This is a genomic window from Acinetobacter sp. CAU_H_S170_2 (assembly GCF_058890445.1).
In genome coordinates this window covers 1,624,496-1,643,162 of record NZ_JBZYAE010000001.1, presented here as the reverse complement: position 1 = coordinate 1,643,162, position 18,667 = coordinate 1,624,496, and the positions used below count along the sequence as shown (strand labels likewise).

Here is an 18,667-nt window from a genome sequence, read left to right as displayed (position 1 = left end):
AATTTATCTTTTGGGGTTAGCAACGACAGTGAAAACGTATCCATTTTCTCGTTTACAAAAAGCATTATTGGCGGTTGGTTCATTTTCATGTCTAGGGCTGAACTCGGTATGGGTACATGCGGCAGAAGAGAGTGATGTAGAGCAACTCGCAACCATTACAACTACTGCTCAGACTGAACAACTGGCTTATTATCAACCCAAAGTTAATTTGTCTGGCTTTAGTCAGCAAAACCTTGCAGCAATTCCTGCATCTATTCACACCGTTACTGCTGAACTGATCGCAGATCAACATGCGAAAACACTGAGCGATGTGGTAAAGAACGATGCGTCTGTTGGGGATGGCTATGCACCTATTGGTTACTATGCAAACTTTGTGATGCGTGGATTTAGCTTAAATGCGGGATCAAGTTATTTACTGAACGGTAATTTGCTACGCGGTGAGCAAAACGTGGCGCTTGAAAATAAAGAACAAGTTGAAATCCTAAAAGGCATGAGTGCGATTCAAAGTGGTATGTCCACGCCAGGCGGTGTAGTGAACTATGTGAGTAAACGCCCCAAAGATGTCCAATCTTTAACCATCGAAGCAGACAGTCATGGCGGTAGCCGTGTGGCAACCGACCTTGGTGGATGGCTTGGAGACAATCAACAATTTGGTTATCGCGTGAATGCAGCTTATGAAGACATTCACCCGTATGTTGAACATGCCGATGGAAAACGTTTGTTTGGCTCCTTGGCTTTAGACTGGAAAATTTCAGATCGTTCAAAACTTGAATTTGATCTTGAATCACAGCGTCAAAAACAACGTTCAGTACCAGGTTATCAGCTACTTGGTGGTGAAACTGTACCGACAGGAGTGGAATGGGATCGTTTGCTGGGTTATCAAAGCTGGAGCAAACCAATCACCAATGAAAGTCTAAATACGAGTCTGAAATATAGTTATCAAATCAATGATAAATGGAACGGCAATCTGTCTGTTTCACAAAGTCGTGTGGTCGTAGATGATTACTCAGCCTTTGCCTACACCTTTGACACTGATGGTAACTACGATATTTATGATTTCCGCAGCCCAGATGATAGTTATCTAACCAATCAATTTAAAACGGGCTTAAACGGAAAATTCAACACTGGAGCATGGCAACATAACCTGAGTTTAGAGTTGTCACATGCCTACAAACGCCATACTCAGTATGATGCAATCAATGAATGGATAGGTTCAGGAAATATTTATAATGATCCTATTACATATACGCCTACGGACAAAGCCTTAGGTAATCATTACAAATCGTTAGATAGTCAACAAACAGCCCTCAACCTGTTGGATCAAATCGAATTTAATGATGCATGGTCAGTTTTGCTGGGCGGTAAGCTTTTGCATTTAAATGAAAGTGCCTATGCTGCGGATGGCAACAGTATTCGTGACACCGACTTCAATCGCTTCTTGCCACAGCTCGCGTTGATGTATCAGCCTTGGCAGAACACTCATCTGTATGCTTCTTATGCCAAAGGGATAAGTGACGGCAGTCAAGCGCCGTGGTCTGCCTATGGTAATGAGGATAAAGGTATCGTAGGAAATGCCTTTGAAACTTTAGCACCAAGACGTTCAACTCAATATGAATTAGGTCTTAAACAGCAATGGCAAGAGCTACTATTTACTGCCGCTTTGTTTGACTTAACACAAGACCATCAATATACCAACTTAGACAATTACTATGTCACCGATGGTGAACAGCATAATCTAGGTTTGGAATTGGGCTTGCAAGGTCGTGTTGCTGAAAATCTGGATATGACATCGACTTTGGCACTGACCCGTTCACGTTTGGAAGATATACAGGTCGATGCTTATAAAGGGCATCAAACTCAAAACGTACCGACAGTTCGTTTTGCCAGTCATGTGTCTTATCAAATGCCTCAAGTAGAAGGTTTACGTTTACTCGCAGGTATGCAATACAGCAGCAGTAAATACGCCAACAAAACGGGTACGGTTAAAGTTTCAGGCTATACCGTATTCGATGCGGGTGCAGCTTATAACTTCCGTGCTTATGGTTATGACAATATGCTTCGCCTGAATGTGGACAACCTGTTCAATAAAAAATATTGGCGAGATGCAGGAAGCTTTTTCGGGGATGACTATTTATTTCTGGGTACACCACGTACAGCACAATTTTCATGGACTGTGAACTTCTAGACAGAAATCGCTAGGTTTTAGGTTTTCTAAATTCTCCAATTTTGGGTCGTAGGAAAACCTATTGCTGGTAAGACTCATGTGTTAGTTGTGGGCTTATTCATTGAATGAATGATGAAGGTTGAATAAGTCTACAGAAATAGGTTTGTATAAAAAATTCTTACTGCACTATGATCAAAGCGAATTCTTAAGCTTGTGAATCAATATCCCAAAGCAAACTTTGAAGGTTTGAGCTCAAGCGTTTTTAACACCTTGAATTATCGTGATAGAGGAACATTTTATGTCTGATAAGAATAAACGGGCAATCGTGGTTGGAGCTTCTAGAGGGATTGGCCTAGGTCTGGTTCGTGAGCTGCTTAATCAGCACTGGCAGGTTATCGCGACCATCCGAGACATAGACCAAGTCTCTACAGGCTTAAATCAACTGCTTTCTGAGTATCCCGACCGACTTGAATTAACCGAATTAGATTTAAGCTATGTACAAACGGCAGACCGTTTACTCAGTAAATATCATGAAAAATCCATCGACCTACTGTTGGTTTCCGCGGGCATTCTTGGGCCAAAACATCAACGCGTTGAGCAGTGCACGCCCAATGAGATTGCCAATCTGTTTTGGGTAAATAGCATTGCACCCGTGACGATTGCGAGAACACTTCTTCCTTTGATGAAAGAAAAGAGTGTCATTGCATTTATGAGTTCTCGCATGGGAAGCGTTGCTTTAAACGATGATGGAAGTATGGAGCTGTATCGCGCAAGCAAGGCTGCTCTCAATAGTATCACACGGGGCTTTGCGATAAATGAGGCAATTCCTGCCCAAATAGGCGTGCTGAACTTACATCCAGGCTGGGTGCAAACTGAAATGGGCGGAAGCCATGCACCCATCAACGTAAAAGAAAGCACAACGGGCATTGTACGTGTGGTTGAAGATTTTATTGGTAAAAATGAACAACAGTTTGTCGACTTTCAAGGTCATGAAATAACGTGGTAATAAATAGCCACCGCCTAAATAATACGGTGCAGTTTTTCATTCTTGGAGGGACTGCATATTGCTTTCATCCTAAATAAAATAACAACTTGCTAAAAAGTGCGATAACCATTTAAAAATAGTCGTACCGTATTTTGAATATTTTCTTGCAACTGTTCTGTATTGGGTAAATAGGACTCATCTCAAAACTACAAGAGATGCACCATGATTAATCGTATTTAAGAAATGTGATGGACAAAAAATACAATTTCTACACCTATACAATCCTATCTTTTTCCAGTAATTTTACTATGGTATGAAAAATGCTAAGAATAAAATGACTCAAAAAGGATGACCTATGAAAAAAACGATTTCAGCTTTGACATTAAGTTTAAGCCTATTACTCCCATGTGCAGCATTTGCCAAAAATAATGTCGTTGTTGTCGCTACTGGTGGAACGATTGCAGGTGCTGGAGCAAGCTCTACCAATAGTGCAACCTATACTGCGGCAAAAGTTCCTGTGGATGCATTATTAAATGCGGTTCCCCAGATTCAAAACCTTGCCAATGTGACTGGTGTGCAGGCCATGCAAGTTGCATCAGAAAGTATTACGGATAAAGAATTATTATCCCTTGCACGTCAAGTCAATGACTTACTTAAAAAGTCTGATGTGAATGGTGTCGTGATTACACATGGAACAGACACACTAGAAGAAACAGCTTTCTTTTTAAATTTAGTGATTCATTCAGATAAGCCGATTGTATTGGTCGGGTCAATGCGTCCAAGTACTGCACTTTCTGCTGATGGCCCGTTGAACCTTTATAGTGCGGTTGCACTTGCTGCCGACGATAGTGCAAAAGGTAAAGGAACTTTTGTGCTCATGAATGACGACATTTTTGCAGCACGAGATGTTTCAAAAACAATTAATATCCATACCAATGCATTTATGAGCCAATGGGGTGCACTCGGGACCTTAGTCGAAGGAAAACCTTACTGGTTCAGAAATACAGCAAAACGTCATAATAAGAGCTCAGAATTTAATATTGAAAATATTAAAGGTGATAGCTTACCGCTGGTACAAATTGTTTATGGTTCAGGCAATATGTTGCCGGATGCATACACGGCTTATGCTAAAGCAGGGGCAAAAGCTATTATTCATGCAGGTACAGGGAATGGATCGGTAGCCAATTATATTGTTCCAACATTAACTGACTTACAAAAACAAGGTGTGCAAATTATTCGTTCATCTCGCGTACCTCAAGGTTTTATTCTTAGAAATGCAGAACAACCAGATGACAAATATGGTTGGGTGGTCGCACATGATCTTAACCCGCAAAAAGCTAAATTACTTGCTGCACTTGCTTTAACAAAAACAAAAGATGCCAAGGAAATCCAACGCATTTTTTGGGATTACTAAAATCAATAACTGTGAACTTGCATAGTAATGCTTTTCAGTTAAGCACCTTAAAAATTTAAGGTGCTTTTTTACCGTCTATAAATAGATTAAATTCATCGACTCTATATCGAATAAATATTTAACAAATCAATAGCAACCTATACTCACCATCTTTTTCGACAGGCGCTCTATGCACACAAGGCAAGACCTGTTGCGTCGGATGATCTACCGCCAAGCGCCAAAGATGTCCTAAGCCTAAATTCACAGGTTTTGCATTCGGTTTAGGTTGATAATGCAGGTCGAAAAAGTACTCTTCTAGGAAAGTTTCAAACTCTGTTTCTGGGCCATCATGCCGCTTTTTAAGCTTTTCTCTGATTTCGGGAATGAGAACTTTTTTCTCAACTTGAGCATTGGGCACGATATCACTTACAGCACCGTGGTAGGTACATAAGAAAGTATCTGTTTCTATGGGTGAACGATCAATATGAAACGAATATACATCTGTTGAAATAAAATCTAGCTCGTCATCACGTTCATAACATTTCAATAAGTTAAGTGCAGGGGATGCGCCAAAATCGGTTAATAGCTGTATATCTTTTAAAATGATTTCCCTTGCGAGATTCCCTTTTTCTGAAAGTTGTAAAGCTAAAAGATCTTCAACGGAAACTTCTGTAATATTCTCTTTTAACTCAAGTTTAGCCACAATTTCTTTAAAATCGCCAACCAAATCTCTACGCCAGCAGATAGCATTCATTTCTCCTTGAAAATTCGAATTTACAAGTTTAGAGAAGTTAGAAACTACACTAATTTGGGCGTTGTCAGAAAATGGATTTTTCATATGAGAATTAGATCATAAACAGGATGTAATCATAACATCTAGCTTTAGGTATATTGCATTTAAAAATAGCTGGGTAATTTCTTGAAGAAGAATATCATCTGTAATAGAAGCCCTTGCCACCGAGACTTGCGTAGCTGCACAGTTCAGATTACGATATTTCGATTTAACATAAAATGAAGTTATACGGCTTAAATCAAATAAGGTTAATTAATGAGAAACGAGAAAGGGCTTCCACCTTTAGTCGGGAATATTTCGGAAGGATCTATAACATGGCAACGATTAGATAATATTAACTATGAGGAATTAGGGTATTTTTTGTCATGCCATTTAATAATAGAACACTATCTTGATGAGTATTTAAAAGCTGAATATAAGACTTTAAGTTGGGATGACTGTAAGTTGACCTTTGCTCAAAAAATAAATTTATTATCTAATTTTCAAATTTCTGAGCCTTATAAGGAACTTATACCCTCAATTAAGGCTATGAATAAGATAAGAAATAAAATTAGCCACCGCGTAAATTTTAAGATATCGATCGATGATCTTGAACCTTTGAAATATTATCTTTATGGTGCTTTCGAAAAAAATAAGCAAGAAATCCCTTCAACAATATTAGAATTGTTAGATGTCTACACAATGATGGTATGTGTACTGTTCGCTGGAGCAATAAGCAGATTAGTTCACGAAAATGCGTAATAAAAAAGTCTACGTTATCTAATGATGTACTGTAGGCTCAAATCTAAGACTTTTTAGTCAAAATTTTGCGGTGTTAAAACGATCAACATACATTTTGAAACATCGCCAAATGATAAGTAGCTGATACAACCTAAGATCCTGTATCAGCTACTTATATAAATCTATTTCCTTTATTTATGTTATTTACGAAGACTCAAAGAAAGCTCATCCCAACGTCGTATCGCTACATCCATCGCTTGCATTTTGACATGACCAAAACCTCGTACATCCGCTGGTAATTGAGCGATTTGCTCAGCAACAGATAAGTCATAACTTTCAGGTGTAGAACTGATGGCTTTGACAAATACGATATAACGATCACGCCAAGCGTGTTCTTTTTGACGTTCTTGCTGTAAAGTGAATGGATCAAGAAAAGTTTCTCTGAGCCACTGTAGGCGAGCAAGAATCATCATCGGAATGCGTATCCAATATCCGAAAGCACGTTTGCGTATGACACCATGAGCACCCAAAGCTGGTGGTGCTAAGTGATAGGTTAAACGTAGACCTTTGCCAAACTGCGTTTCAATCGTTTGTTTAAAGCTTTTTCCTGTGAGTAAGCGCGCAACTTCGTATTCATCTTTATACGCCATGACTCTATACAGCTGTGTCGCAATGGTTCCAGCGAGTTCTTCGGGTAATACTTTGGTAGCTTGTTCAGCAAGATTTCGATACTGCGTTGCATAATCTTGATTCCAATACTCGACCAGACGCGCTGTACGATCTTCAACAAGTTCGGCCAACGTGGTTGGTTTACGCGTTGTTGGTATGGTTGCAATAATGCGTTTGGCTAAGTCAGGCTCACTCATCAAATGACAACCGATACGGAAAGCTTCAAGGTTTTTTTCAGTAGCCGTACCGTTGAGGTGAATTGCCTTTTCAATACTTTCGCGTTTAAGCGGTATCTGACCTGCTTGCCAAGCCATGCCAAGTAAGATCTGATTTGCAAAGATTGCATCACCTAAAACCTGTGTGGCAATACGTGTTACAGGTAAAGATGTGAGTTTTCCTTGAGTCGTTCGACCACGAAGTCGGTGAATCAAATCTGTAATTGGCGCATACCAATCACGAGATTGAAGGAAATCAGAAGTAGGGGAACCATCTTCATTGACGATGATAACAGCGTCAGATTTTAGACGAGAAAGTGCCGCATTACTGCCTGCAACAATCGCATCTGCACCAATTAAAAGATCACATTGACCCGCAGGGATTTTGGTTGCGGAGATTTGATCATCGTCTGTAGCGAGTTGTATGTAGGAATAAACCGTACCACCTTTTTGAGCAAGCCCAGCCATATCCATGATACGTGTAGCTTTACCCTCCAAATGAGCAGCCATTCCAAGTAAAGCACCCGCTGTAACTACACCTGTACCGCCAACACCGCCGACCATGATCCGGATAGGTTGTTGATCTAGTTCAGGAAGGATAGGATTTTCTGGCCAGCCAGCTTCGATACCTTTGAATATTTCTGGACGTTTCATATCACGAGTATGGACTGTCACAAAACTTGGACAGAAGCCTTCGACACAAGAGAAGTCTTTGTTACAACTACTTTGATTAATTTGACGTTTGGTTCCTAATACCGTTTCAACAGGTTCGATCGACAAACAGTTCGATTGTTTAGAACAGTCACCGCAACCTTCACAAATTTCAGTATTGATAAAAACGCGTTCTGCAATATCAGGATAAGCATTGCGTTTACGACGACGACGTTTTTCACTGGCACAGGTTTGAACATAAATTAACGCCGTAACCCCAGAAATCTCACGTAATTTGCGTTGGACATCATCTAATTCATTTCTGTGGTAAATCTCGACATGAGCAGCAATACCTTCTTCAGCATGAATCAGCTCAGGTTCATCCGTAACAATGACTTGTTTTGTGATTCCTTCAGCATCGAGTTGTCGTGTTAATTGTGCCACGCTGAGATGACCATCGACATGTTGTCCACCTGTCATTGCAACTGCGTCGTTATAGAGAATTTTGTAGGTTATATTGAGTTTTGCAGCGATCGCTTGGCGTATAGCAAGATAACCTGAATGGAAATAGGTTCCATCGCCAAGATTGGCAAAAATATGCTTTTCATTGGTGAAATGAGAAGCACCAGCCCAACTCACACCTTCACCACCCATTTGCGTGAACGTTTCTGTGTCATGATCTTGTAACACGGCAATATAATGACAACCGATCCCGCCCAGTGCACGACTGCCTTCGGGTAACTTAGTTGATGAGTTGTGAGGGCAGCCACTACAGAAGAAAGGTTTACGTTCTGCAATATCTAAAACACGCCGTGACTCGTGCTCTGCTTTTTGTAACAGCTCAAGTCTATTTTGAATTTGCGTTTTTAAGCTTTCTGGAAGATCTAATTTTAAGAATCGAGCAGCCAACATTTTTGCAATCGGTTCAGGTTGGAATTCATAGTGACCAATCAAAGGCGCTTCATCAATCGATGTACTCCATTCACCTTTTCCATCACTCGCTTTACCGATGATACGCGGGCGTTTGCCATCTGGAAGCGCATAGAGTTCATCTTTAATTTGTGCTTCAAGAATCGGGCGTTTTTCTTCTACAACAATCAGTTCTTCTAAACCTTCGGCAAATTCACGCAGACCTTGCGGTTCTAAAGGCCAAATTAAAGCAACTTGATACACTCTCAATCCGAGCTGTTGGGCCGTTTCACCTTCAATTCCGAGAATACGTAACGCTTCAATCGTATCTAAATAACCTTTACCACTTGCTGCAATGCCAATACGCGCATCAGGACAATGCCATGTCACCTGATTTAGTTGATTTTCACGTGCATAAGCCAATACAGCGGGTAAGCGATATTTATAAAGACGTTCTTCTTGTTGAATGCCGTGATCAGGCCAACGTATATTGACACCATCTTCAGGCATTTGAATATTTTGGGGTAAAACAGGAGTAACTCGATCTAAATCCACATGAACAGAAGCAGAGGTTTCGACGATTTCACTGACCAACTTCATTGATGTCCATACACCCGCAAAGCGTGACATGGCAACCGCATGAGCACCTAAATCAAGAATTTGCTGTATTGAAGTCGGGTAAAAAATTGGAATGCCACAACCAATCATCACGTATTCTGACTGGTGTGGAATACTTGACGATTTACAAGAGTGGTCATCACCAAAGAAGGCAACCACACCACCTCGTTCTGATGTTCCTGCAAGATTGGCATGACGCAGAACATCTCCAGAACGATCTACCCCAGGGCCTTTGCCATACCACCAAGACGTTACACCATCATATTTACCTTGCCCTGCGAGATTGGCTTGTTGGGTACCCCAAATTGCAGTAGCAGCGAGATCTTCATTTACACCGGGTTGAAAAACAACATGATGGTCTTTGAGTATGCCTTCAACTTGCCAGAGAAAATTATCGTAATTTCCGACAGGGGAACCACGATAACCTGAAATAAAACCAGCAGTATGATAACCGTTTAAAGTATCCCGCCGTGTTTGCGCGAGTGGTAAACGCACCATAGCCTGAATACCTGTCATATAAGCAGTACCGTTATCACTGAGATATTTATCTTCAAGTGACACATCCTTGGTTGGAATTTTATTTGGGGTAAATTTTGTCGCTATATTCATTTATATCTCCTTTGAATTTTGTAGATCGAGCTACTTTCTTTTCTCAACATCCCGTTGAATATTTGGAGTAAATGACATACTTGGAAAAAGATTGATCAGTTCAACTTAAGACAATGAAACTGTTCAATGTATGTACATTAATGTCATTGTGGGTGATCCAGACTGGTGCAACAATGCGTAATTAAGAAAAACATATTTACGTTATGCGCAAAAATCTTGAGGGTGGATTACTCCATGCAATGCATGCTTTCCTAAAAGTCATTGATAGTGGAAGCTTTACCGCTGCCGCAGAGCAGATGGAACTGACAACAGCGCAAGTGTCTCGACTCATTAGCGAGTTAGAAGGGCGTTTAGGTACAAAATTACTACAACGATCGACCAGACAGCATGCGTTGACCGATATTGGTGCAGCTTATGCAGAGCAATGCCGTCAAGTGCTTGCAATGGTGGAAGAAGCAGAAGCTCAAGCCATGGGAATGGCAAGCAAACCGCAGGGCAAGTTACGTGTTTTGAGTATGGCCAGTTTTGGTCATCATTATGTGTCTCCGATGCTGGCCGAGTTTTGTCAAACCTATCCCGAGCTTACGGTTGAGTACCGTACTTCCCAGAATGTGCCAGACCTTTTAGCCAAAGGAATTGATGTCAGTTTATATCTCACCGAATCTTTGGCTGACTCCAGATTTGTTGCTCGCAGAATTGGAACAATATTTTCATTACTTTGCGCATCACCAGCTTATTTAGAAAAATATGGCGAACCCAAATCACTAGATGATCTACAAAAACATGCATGTTTAAGATTAGTGAACCCATCGATTACACCGCAATGGCATCTTGTAAGTGAAGATAGTTGTTCGTATCAAATCGATATTACAGGGCAGTTGATTGCTGACACACCAGAACTATTATTAGACATGGTGCAACAAGATATGGGTATCGCATTACTTCCAACTTTTGCTGTGATTGAGGCTATACGTACTGGGCGATTGCGCCGTGTTTTAGCAGATTGGAGATCACCTGATATTGGTGTTTATACATTACTGCCATCGCGTCATTTTATAGATGCTAAAACAAGGGCATGGTTAACATGGGTTGAGCAGCATATTTCTCCTAAAATTCAAAGTGATACAGACTATTTTTTATAATTCCAATTCACGATTCAGATCATTAAGGAAAACATGAAATAAAAAAAGTAGATTTACCATGAACCACAGTCCATAAATAAGATGCAGATAAAGACTTATGATTCGAAATGCACATTTGTTCAAAACAGTTAATTACGACAGAAAAATAGGCGTTCTAACCAGAGAAGATTATTCATATATGTGCGATCTGCTAGAGACAGCACTAGAACAATTACAAAATTCAGAATTAGACAACGATCGAGAAATAGATCAGCTCAAACGGTTTTTTATCAAGTTAGATCATCACATTGATAGGCTGCGCGCGTAGATTTCGGCATAACGTATATTATGTTCATTAGCGTACTCGGCATCGTGAATATAATTTTACTGGGATTCACGATGTCGAGCTGTAGCACCAACTGAGGTTGCGTAGGCTACAGTCTTAGATATGCTATTTAACTTATGTTCACCTAAAGTTCACTTCATAAATTTATAAAGAAACTATGTATTTTATTTTCAATTGCTTATGTAGATATTAGTCTTAGTTTAGAATTTTAAAGTTCATGAACTATGAGTAAAAACTAAGATACGATCAAAAAATGTAGAACTACAAAATTATTTATACCCATTTACAAGCCACGCTGTTTAAGCGTGTCATTAAACAATAAATATTTTAATCTCTCCACACAATCTCCACACAACATCAGCAATTCATAAACACTGCTATTTCAAAATATTAGCATCTAAAAACTCCCTCTGAAAAAGCATGCAAACACGTCATCATTTAATAAGTTCAATACTTATTACAACTGTATTTTTAATCGGCTGTACACAATCCAAAGATGCTGATCAGTCCCCAACAGAAATGCCGCCGGCAGTTGTCAGTACCATCACTGTATTACCGCAATCCTTAAATGTAATTGAAAATCTTCCCGGTCGTGTTGCAGCTTATCGTATTGCTGAGATTCGTCCGCAAGTGGGTGGAATTGTTGATAAAGTGCTTTTTAAACAAGGCTCTTATGTACAAGCTGGTCAACCACTTTTTAAATTAAATTCTGAAATTTTTCAGGCAGATGTAAAAAGCAATCAAGCGACTTTAAACCGTGCACAGGCTGAGGTGACACGTTTGCAGGTGCTGTTAAAACGCTACACTGAATTAGTAAAAGTAAATGCGGTTAGTCAGCAGGAATACAACAATACGGAAGCAGATTATCAAAAAGCAAAAGCGGACGTGGCGCAAATGCAAGCTATGTTAAGCAGACAGCAGCTTAATCTTAAATATGCGACTGTTACAGCCCCTATATCTGGAACGATTGGTGAAATTTTGGTGACTGAAGGGGCTCTGGTTGGTCAAGGTGATACAAATGCTATGGCTGTGATACAACAGATTAATAAAGTCTACGTCGATGTGAAGCAATCAATTAGTGATTATGAAAAACTACAGGAAGCTTTACAGCAAGGTGACGTGTCAAACACCAAACATACGGTTGAAATCCTGAATAGTCAGGGTAAACCTTATCATGTTACAGGTGAAATCCTATTTTCGGGTACTAAAGTTGATCCTGACACTGGTGATGTCACGATTCGAATTTTAGCCAATAATGAAAATCAAAAACTTTTGCCAGGTATGTATGTTCGAGTCAATATGAGCCGAGCTCAAGTTGAAAATGCACTCCTAGTACCTGAACAAGCGATTCAACATGATATTAGCGGTAAAGCCAATGTTACGATTGTTAATCAAAAAGGTTTAGCGCAAAGCAAGCCTGTTCAGCTTGGTCAACGTTATCAAAATAGCTATGTAGTAACACAAGGGCTACAAGCAGGCGAAAAAGTCATTGTTGAAGGCGCTGATCGTATACAGCCTGAGCAAAAACTAAAAATTAAGCAGTGGCAACCTACAAATACTCAGGAAAATGGAGGACAGCAATAATGTCTCAATTTTTCATTAGGCGTCCTATTTTTGCATGGGTAATCGCCTTATTTATTATATTGTTAGGTGTGCTCAGCATCCCCAAGTTACCTATTGCGCGATTTCCGAGTGTTGCGCCACCACAGATTAGTATTACTGCGACCTATCCGGGTGCTACGCCAAAAACATTGAATGATAGTGTTGTGACTTTGATTGAGCGGGAAATGTCAGGTGTCAAAAACTTACTGTATTACAGTTCAAGTTCAGATAGTTCTGGAACAGCAACAATCACCGCAACATTTAAACCAGGTACAGATGTAGAACTGGCACAAGTTGATGTGCAAAACAAAATTAAAGCCATTGAGTCACGCTTACCTCAAACAGTGCGACAACAAGGACTGATGGTCGACGCCGCATCATCTGGTTTTTTAATGATGGTGGGCTTAAGTTCACCGAATGGCAAATATAGTGAAATTGATGTCAGTGACTACATGACACGCTATGTGATTGAAGAATTAAAGCGGGTTGAAGGTATTGGTAAAGTCCAAAATTTTGGTGCTGAGAAAGCTATGCGGATTTGGGTCGATCCAGACCATTTGATCTCTTATGGATTGAGTATTCAAGATGTGAATACAGCCATCCAAAACCAAAACTTGCCGATATCACCAGGTCGTATTGGTGATGTTCCTACTTTGACGGGGCAACAAATTACTATTCCTTTAACGGCTCAAGGTCAATTAGAAACTGTAGAGCAATTCAAAAATATTAGTCTACGTGCTCAGCAAAATGGCGCCAATGTTCGACTGTCGGATGTCGCTCGTGTCGAAATTGGTGCGCAGATGTATAACTTTGCGATTTTAGAAAATGGTAAAGCCTCTACAGCTGTGGCGATACAAATGAGCCCTGGTGCCAATGCTGTTAAGACTGCAGAGGGCGTCAAAGCGAAAATTGAACAGTTAAGCCCAGCATTGCCTGATGGTATGAAATACTCTATACCTTACGACACTGCACCTTTTGTAAAAGTCTCGATTGAAAAAGTAATCATGACATTGCTTGAAGCTATGGCATTAGTTTTTATTGTCATGTTTATCTTCTTACACAATGTTCGTTATACCTTGATTCCAGCTATTGTTGCACCGATCGCATTGCTTGGCACATTCTCAGTCATGCTGCTTGCTGGTTTTTCGATTAATGTGTTGACCATGTTCGGTATGGTGCTTGCGATCGGGATTATTGTCGATGATGCGATTGTGGTCATTGAGAATGTTGAACGCATTATGGCGACAGAAGGCTTATCTCCAGTTGAAGCCACATCTAAAGCCATGAAGGAAATTACCAATCCGATTATTGGTATTACCTTAGTGTTAGCCGCTGTATTTTTACCGATGGCTTTGGCAGCAGGCTCGGTGGGGATTATCTATCGTCAGTTCACCATTACCATGTCGGTTTCAATTTTATTCTCAGCATTCCTTGCACTGACATTAACCCCAGCTTTATGTGCAACGATGTTAAAGCCGATTGATCAAGATCATCAGAAAAAAGGTGTTTTTGCTTGGTTTGATCGTAGTTTTGAGAAGCTGAACAATCGCTATGAGCGCAGTTTATTTAAAGTAATTAAACATAAAACCATCGCAATGTTGTGTTTCTTAGGCATTGTTATTGTGCTGATTTTTAGCTTTAAACAAGTACCGACTGCATTTATGCCTGAAGAAGATCAGGGGTGGTTTATGACCTCGATTCAGCTGCCTGCGGATGCAACACAAGAACGTACCCGTAAAGTCGTTGCTGAATTTCAAAGTCACTTAGACCAAGAGACGGGTATTAAAGACAACATGGCTGTATTGGGCTTTGGCTTTAGTGGTTCTGGTCAAAATACAGCGATGTATTTTACCAATCTATTGCTATTTGAAGAGCGTACTATTACGGCACAAGAAGTTGTGAATAATGCCAATATGGCGATGGCTGAAAGTTCAGAAGGCCAGACCATGTCTGTGTTACCACCAGCCATTGATGAACTGGGGAATTCATCTGGTTTTTCATTGCGATTATTAGATCATGGCAACATTGGTATGCCTGCTTTAAGAGAGGCGCAAGATCAGCTTTTAGCATTAGCATCACAAAGTAAAATCGTGGCGGAGGTCTATCCTGAAGGTTTGCCTGACGGCAGTTCTGTAGAGCTTAAAATTGATCGCGATAAATTGCAGGCTTTGGGTGTTAATTTCAGTGATGTGACCGATATTATTTCGACCTCGATGGGTTCGATGTATGTCAATGATTTCCCAAATCAAGATCGTATGCAACAAGTCATTGTGCAACTTGATGCCAAATCACGTATGAATATTGAGGATATTCTTCAGATTAAGGTGAATAGCCAAAGTGGTAAATTGGTTTCCATGTCTGAAATTATCAGCCCAATTTGGCAACATTCACCACAACAATACAATCGTTACAATGGTCGCCCATCATTGAGTATTACTGGCAGTCCAGCAGCAGGTATGTCTTCAGGACAAGCCATGAGCGAAATGGAAAATCTGATTAAACAACTTCCGAAAGGCGTGGGCTATGAGTGGACGGGGATTTCTCTAGAAGAAAAACAGTCTGAATCACAAACCTTGTTTTTATTACTGTTGTCGATGTTAGTCGTCTTTCTTGTCTTGGCAGCGCTTTATGAAAGCTGGTCAATTCCACTCTCTGTGATGTTGGTTGTACCTTTAGGATTAATTGGCGCCTTTGTTGCAGTCATGATTCGAGGTATGCCAAATGATATTTTCTTTAAAGTTGGCATGATCACGATTATTGGTCTATCCGCTAAGAATGCCATTCTCATTGTTGAATTTGCTAAAGCGCTGAGAGAAGAAGGTATGGGGTTGGTTGAAGCAACTGTTGCTGCTGCAAAATTGCGCCTACGCCCAATCTTAATGACGTCTCTAGCATTTACTTGTGGCGTTATTCCTTTAGTTATTGCCAGTGGCGCAAGCTCTGAAACTCAAAAAGCGATTGGTACAGGTGTGTTTGGTGGCATGATCAGTGCAACTGTTTTGGCTGTTATTTTTGTACCGATTTTCTTTATTGTAGTCATGAGCATGGTAGAGAAATTCTCGAAACGCAAAGCTGCGCATTAACTCACTAAATCGGTGAGCTGAACATAATATATTTCAGCTCATCCCCAAATTTAATGATGAATCATGCGAGATTGAATATGACAATTCGAATCGAAACCCCTCGTTTAATCTTGAGAACATTTGAAGAACGAGATGCGTCAGGATTATTAGAATATTTATCAAAGCCAATCACCAATTGTTTTGCCTCCGATACGACAACAACGATTGAAAATGCACTGGCTAAAATTCACAAAAGGCAAAATGACAATGACTGTATTGCAGTATGCCTGAAAGATTCTGATCAACTCATTGGTGAGATTTTCTTTATCAAAGAAGAACCAGATACATATTCAATTGGCTGGAATTTTAATGAAAAATTTCATGGCAAAGGTTATGCCAACGAAAGTGCTTATACATTTATAAATTACTTATTTAATCAATTAGATACGAGACAAATCTATGCCTATGTCGAAGATTACAATACCGCTTCACAAAAACTTTGCGAGCGTTTAGGTTTTCGTAAAGAGGGACATTTTATAGAATTTATCTCATTTATTAAAAATCCAGATGGTTCACCAAAATATGAAAATACCATGCAATATGCAATCCTAAAGAAAGAGTGGGGTGTTAATAAAGTTTGATTTTTAAAAGAATTATGATGCTAATTTGAGTATTTTTAACTTAAATACTCAAATTAGCTTGGGCCTTTAACTGTATTGTAAAACAGCTGCCGCCTAAGCTTTTGGATTTAGAATAATAAATATGACCTTGGTGTGCTTCAATAATTGCATCAATCACTGCCAAGCCTAATCCTGTACCACCATCTAAACGGGATCTAGAGTCTTCCAAACGATAGAAGGGTTTAAACAAGTGTTCAAGATGCGATTCATTAATACCTGGGCCTTCATCTTCAAATGTTAATACCCAATGCTCTGTTGTGGTCACTGTTGTTATATTGATTTGTCCAGCATTCGAATATCTTAGAAAATTAGAGAATAATGCAATAAAGACTTGTTCCATCCTTCTTACATCAACGCAAACCAATTCATCCGTCAAATTTAAAACAGTCGTTAAACCTTTAAATTGAAACCGTTCATGAAACATCTGCAGACATTTTTCAATACTGTCTTTTAAATTGGTCTTTTCTAGTTCTAAACGTAATTGTTTATTTTCAATCAGTGTTAGTGTCCGTAAATCTTCCACAAGGTAAGATAAGCCTTCGACTTGGTTCAATAAACTTTGATGTAAAGCTTGATCGGCAATAAATACGCCATCGACAATACCTTGCAAACGGCCTTGTAATATTGTCACAGGTGTTCTTAGTTCATGCGCAATCGCAGCATTCCAAACGGTTGAATTCTTAACCGATACTTCAAGCTGGTTTGCCATGGCATTGAAGTTCTCTATGAGTGATTTTATTTCATGTGGAATATCATGATGTGGCTGTTTAATTCTGAGTGCTAAATTTCCTTGTTGAATTTGCTGAATAACATCGGCTAAATCACTGATTGGCTGTGTATAGCGTTTTCCATATTTAAAGGCGAGGAGAGTAGAAAGAAAAAAGCCTGTTAATAAAACTAAAAATAGCCATATAAAGTCTACGGATGTGATGAAAAATTCATTTGAATTAACACTTTGGAAATCTAAAAAGCCGATTTCGATTGCCCAGCTATAAACAAAATAGCCAATCATGAAAGATAACAGCGTAACGCCTAAATTGAGTAGGCTCATCATGATGATAAACTGAAAGTTAATTCCAACTGAGTTTTTTAAAAAATTAAATTTCATAGTTTTGATCTAAGCGATAACCCACGCCACGGACATTTATTAACAAGCCATTTACATAATTTTCCTCAAGTTTTTTGCGTAACTTGCTGATATGGCTATCTACAGTGCGATCCAAAGCATCACTTTCAGGCATACAGTTTTGGATCAATTCATTACGCGTAAAGACTTTATTTGGTGTTTTCACCATCAAAACCAGTATTTTATACTCAGTTAAAGTAAGGTTGAGTAGCTGATTTCTTTGACCATTTGAAATGTAAACTTGATGATATTCAGGGTTAATTTCAATATTTTTATAACGAATAACATGATTAATTTCAGTATTTTGACTTGTACTTCGTCTAAGTACAGCTTGTATTCGCGCAATCACTTCATTCGGATTAAATGGTTTAATAATAAAGTCATCAGCACCCATTTTTAGCCCTATAATCTTATTCACTTGATCATCTAATGCAGTCAACATAATTACAGGTATATGACTTGTTTGACGAATGATTTGTAGAATTTCCCAGCCATTTAGTTTGGGTAATTTAATATCAAGGAGAATCAGGTCGATAGAGTAGTTTTTCAGGCACTCTAAAGCTTGCTGTCCATCCAATGCACGAATGACTTGCATGTTTTCATTTTTTATGTATTTTTCAAGAATGTCACCAATATCATAATCATCTTCAACAACAAGAATGACGCTGTTTTCGAAGCTGTGCTGTAGATTTGGATACATATATTTTATCTTAGATGAAGCTAGCTATGCATTTTAACATTTAATTGTGTAATGGAGATGATTAGACGAGCAGTCATTTATATTTGTAATTGAGGGGTGACATATAATAAAATTCGTTGTATATCAGTATTAATGAACAAAATATTAATTATTATTCATTTAACTTATGTTCACCTATAATATAGTTCACAATTAAATTTATGTTTAATAAACAACAAATTTAATTACTTAGAGTACTAAAGTTACAACTTGTAAAATATTTGGTTCATGAACCTAGCTATGAATAGATATTTTCCTACTAAAA

Annotated in this window: 12 protein-coding genes; 8 read left to right on the top strand and 4 right to left on the bottom strand. The window is 39.2% G+C overall.

The window, feature by feature from the left end; translation table 11 throughout:
* Positions 1–28: 28 nt before the first annotated feature.
* The 3 genes from AC5EUN_RS07975 (at position 29) to AC5EUN_RS07965 (ending at position 4,563) form a co-directional block, all read left to right on the top strand.
* On the top strand, positions 29–2,185 hold the full coding sequence (locus AC5EUN_RS07975; RefSeq protein WP_010326691.1) for a TonB-dependent siderophore receptor: 2,157 nt from the start codon (positions 29–31) through the stop codon (positions 2,183–2,185).
* A 277-nt stretch (positions 2,186–2,462) separates the two neighbouring features.
* Positions 2,463–3,170: an SDR family oxidoreductase gene (locus AC5EUN_RS07970; protein ID WP_010326692.1), complete on the top strand. Its 708-nt coding sequence runs from the start codon at positions 2,463–2,465 to the stop codon at positions 3,168–3,170.
* A gap of 334 nt (positions 3,171–3,504) precedes the next feature.
* Positions 3,505–4,563, top strand: a complete 1,059-nt coding sequence (locus AC5EUN_RS07965) for an asparaginase (protein ID WP_010326693.1) — start codon at positions 3,505–3,507, stop codon at positions 4,561–4,563.
* 118 nt (positions 4,564–4,681) lie between these two features.
* Here the strand turns inward: AC5EUN_RS07965 and AC5EUN_RS07960 are convergent, their stop codons facing one another.
* Positions 4,682–5,380 (bottom strand): DUF1826 domain-containing protein, encoded by a 699-nt coding sequence (locus AC5EUN_RS07960; protein WP_010326694.1) that lies wholly within the window; start codon positions 5,378–5,380, stop codon positions 4,682–4,684.
* 210 nt (positions 5,381–5,590) lie between these two features.
* On the opposite strand from AC5EUN_RS07960, the gene AC5EUN_RS07955 reads away from it, so the two are divergent.
* Entirely contained in the window at positions 5,591–6,076 is a 486-nt protein-coding gene (locus AC5EUN_RS07955; protein WP_010326695.1) for a hypothetical protein, read from the top strand.
* 179 nt (positions 6,077–6,255) lie between these two features.
* Here the strand turns inward: AC5EUN_RS07955 and AC5EUN_RS07950 are convergent, their stop codons facing one another.
* Positions 6,256–9,726 carry an indolepyruvate ferredoxin oxidoreductase family protein gene (locus AC5EUN_RS07950; protein ID WP_493352244.1) on the bottom strand — a complete coding sequence of 1,157 codons (3,471 nt, stop codon included), beginning with the start codon at positions 9,724–9,726 and terminating at the stop codon, positions 6,256–6,258.
* Positions 9,727–9,929: 203 nt separating this feature from the next.
* On the opposite strand from AC5EUN_RS07950, the gene AC5EUN_RS07945 reads away from it, so the two are divergent.
* From AC5EUN_RS07945 to AC5EUN_RS07930, 4 genes are all read left to right on the top strand, one after another.
* Positions 9,930–10,868, top strand: a complete 939-nt coding sequence (locus AC5EUN_RS07945; RefSeq protein WP_010326697.1) for a LysR family transcriptional regulator — start codon at positions 9,930–9,932, stop codon at positions 10,866–10,868.
* A 745-nt stretch (positions 10,869–11,613) separates the two neighbouring features.
* Positions 11,614–12,777 (top strand): efflux RND transporter periplasmic adaptor subunit, encoded by a 1,164-nt coding sequence (locus AC5EUN_RS07940; RefSeq protein WP_171056720.1) that lies wholly within the window; start codon positions 11,614–11,616, stop codon positions 12,775–12,777.
* On the top strand, positions 12,777–15,878 hold the full coding sequence (locus AC5EUN_RS07935) for a multidrug efflux RND transporter permease subunit (RefSeq protein WP_159152781.1): 3,102 nt from the start codon (positions 12,777–12,779) through the stop codon (positions 15,876–15,878). The genes AC5EUN_RS07940 and AC5EUN_RS07935 overlap by 1 nt, the downstream gene beginning before the upstream one ends.
* Positions 15,879–15,955: 77 nt before the next feature.
* A complete protein-coding gene (locus AC5EUN_RS07930) occupies positions 15,956–16,498 on the top strand; it encodes a GNAT family N-acetyltransferase (RefSeq protein WP_010326701.1) in 543 nt (180 codons plus the stop codon).
* A gap of 40 nt (positions 16,499–16,538) precedes the next feature.
* Here AC5EUN_RS07930 and adeS read toward each other — a convergent pair whose 3' ends face one another.
* On the bottom strand, positions 16,539–17,645 hold the full coding sequence (gene adeS, locus AC5EUN_RS07925) for a two-component sensor histidine kinase AdeS (protein ID WP_010326702.1): 1,107 nt from the start codon (positions 17,643–17,645) through the stop codon (positions 16,539–16,541).
* Positions 17,635–18,363, bottom strand: a complete 729-nt coding sequence (adeR, locus tag AC5EUN_RS07920; protein ID WP_010326703.1) for an efflux system response regulator transcription factor AdeR — start codon at positions 18,361–18,363, stop codon at positions 17,635–17,637. Before adeR ends, adeS begins: the two co-directional genes overlap by 11 nt.
* Between the last annotated feature and the right edge of the window lie 304 nt (positions 18,364–18,667).

Bases quoted from the DNA above. Each gene is read 5' to 3' on its own strand.
- AC5EUN_RS07970 (WP_010326692.1), top strand. From the start codon at position 2,463: ATGTCTGATAAGAATAAACGGGCAATCGTGGTTGGAGCTTCTAGAGGG.
- AC5EUN_RS07965 (WP_010326693.1), top strand. From the start codon at position 3,505: ATGAAAAAAACGATTTCAGCTTTGACATTAAGTTTAAGCCTATTACTC.
- AC5EUN_RS07960 (WP_010326694.1), bottom strand. From the start codon at position 5,380: ATGAAAAATCCATTTTCTGACAACGCCCAAATTAGTGTAGTTTCTAAC.
- AC5EUN_RS07955 (WP_010326695.1), top strand. From the start codon at position 5,591: ATGAGAAACGAGAAAGGGCTTCCACCTTTAGTCGGGAATATTTCGGAA.
- AC5EUN_RS07950 (WP_493352244.1), bottom strand. From the start codon at position 9,726: ATGAATATAGCGACAAAATTTACCCCAAATAAAATTCCAACCAAGGAT.
- AC5EUN_RS07945 (WP_010326697.1), top strand. From the start codon at position 9,930: ATGCGCAAAAATCTTGAGGGTGGATTACTCCATGCAATGCATGCTTTC.
- AC5EUN_RS07940 (WP_171056720.1), top strand. From the start codon at position 11,614: ATGCAAACACGTCATCATTTAATAAGTTCAATACTTATTACAACTGTA.
- AC5EUN_RS07935 (WP_159152781.1), top strand. From the start codon at position 12,777: ATGTCTCAATTTTTCATTAGGCGTCCTATTTTTGCATGGGTAATCGCC.
- AC5EUN_RS07930 (WP_010326701.1), top strand. From the start codon at position 15,956: ATGACAATTCGAATCGAAACCCCTCGTTTAATCTTGAGAACATTTGAA.
- adeS (WP_010326702.1), bottom strand. From the start codon at position 17,645: ATGAAATTTAATTTTTTAAAAAACTCAGTTGGAATTAACTTTCAGTTT.
- adeR (WP_010326703.1), bottom strand. From the start codon at position 18,363: ATGTATCCAAATCTACAGCACAGCTTCGAAAACAGCGTCATTCTTGTT.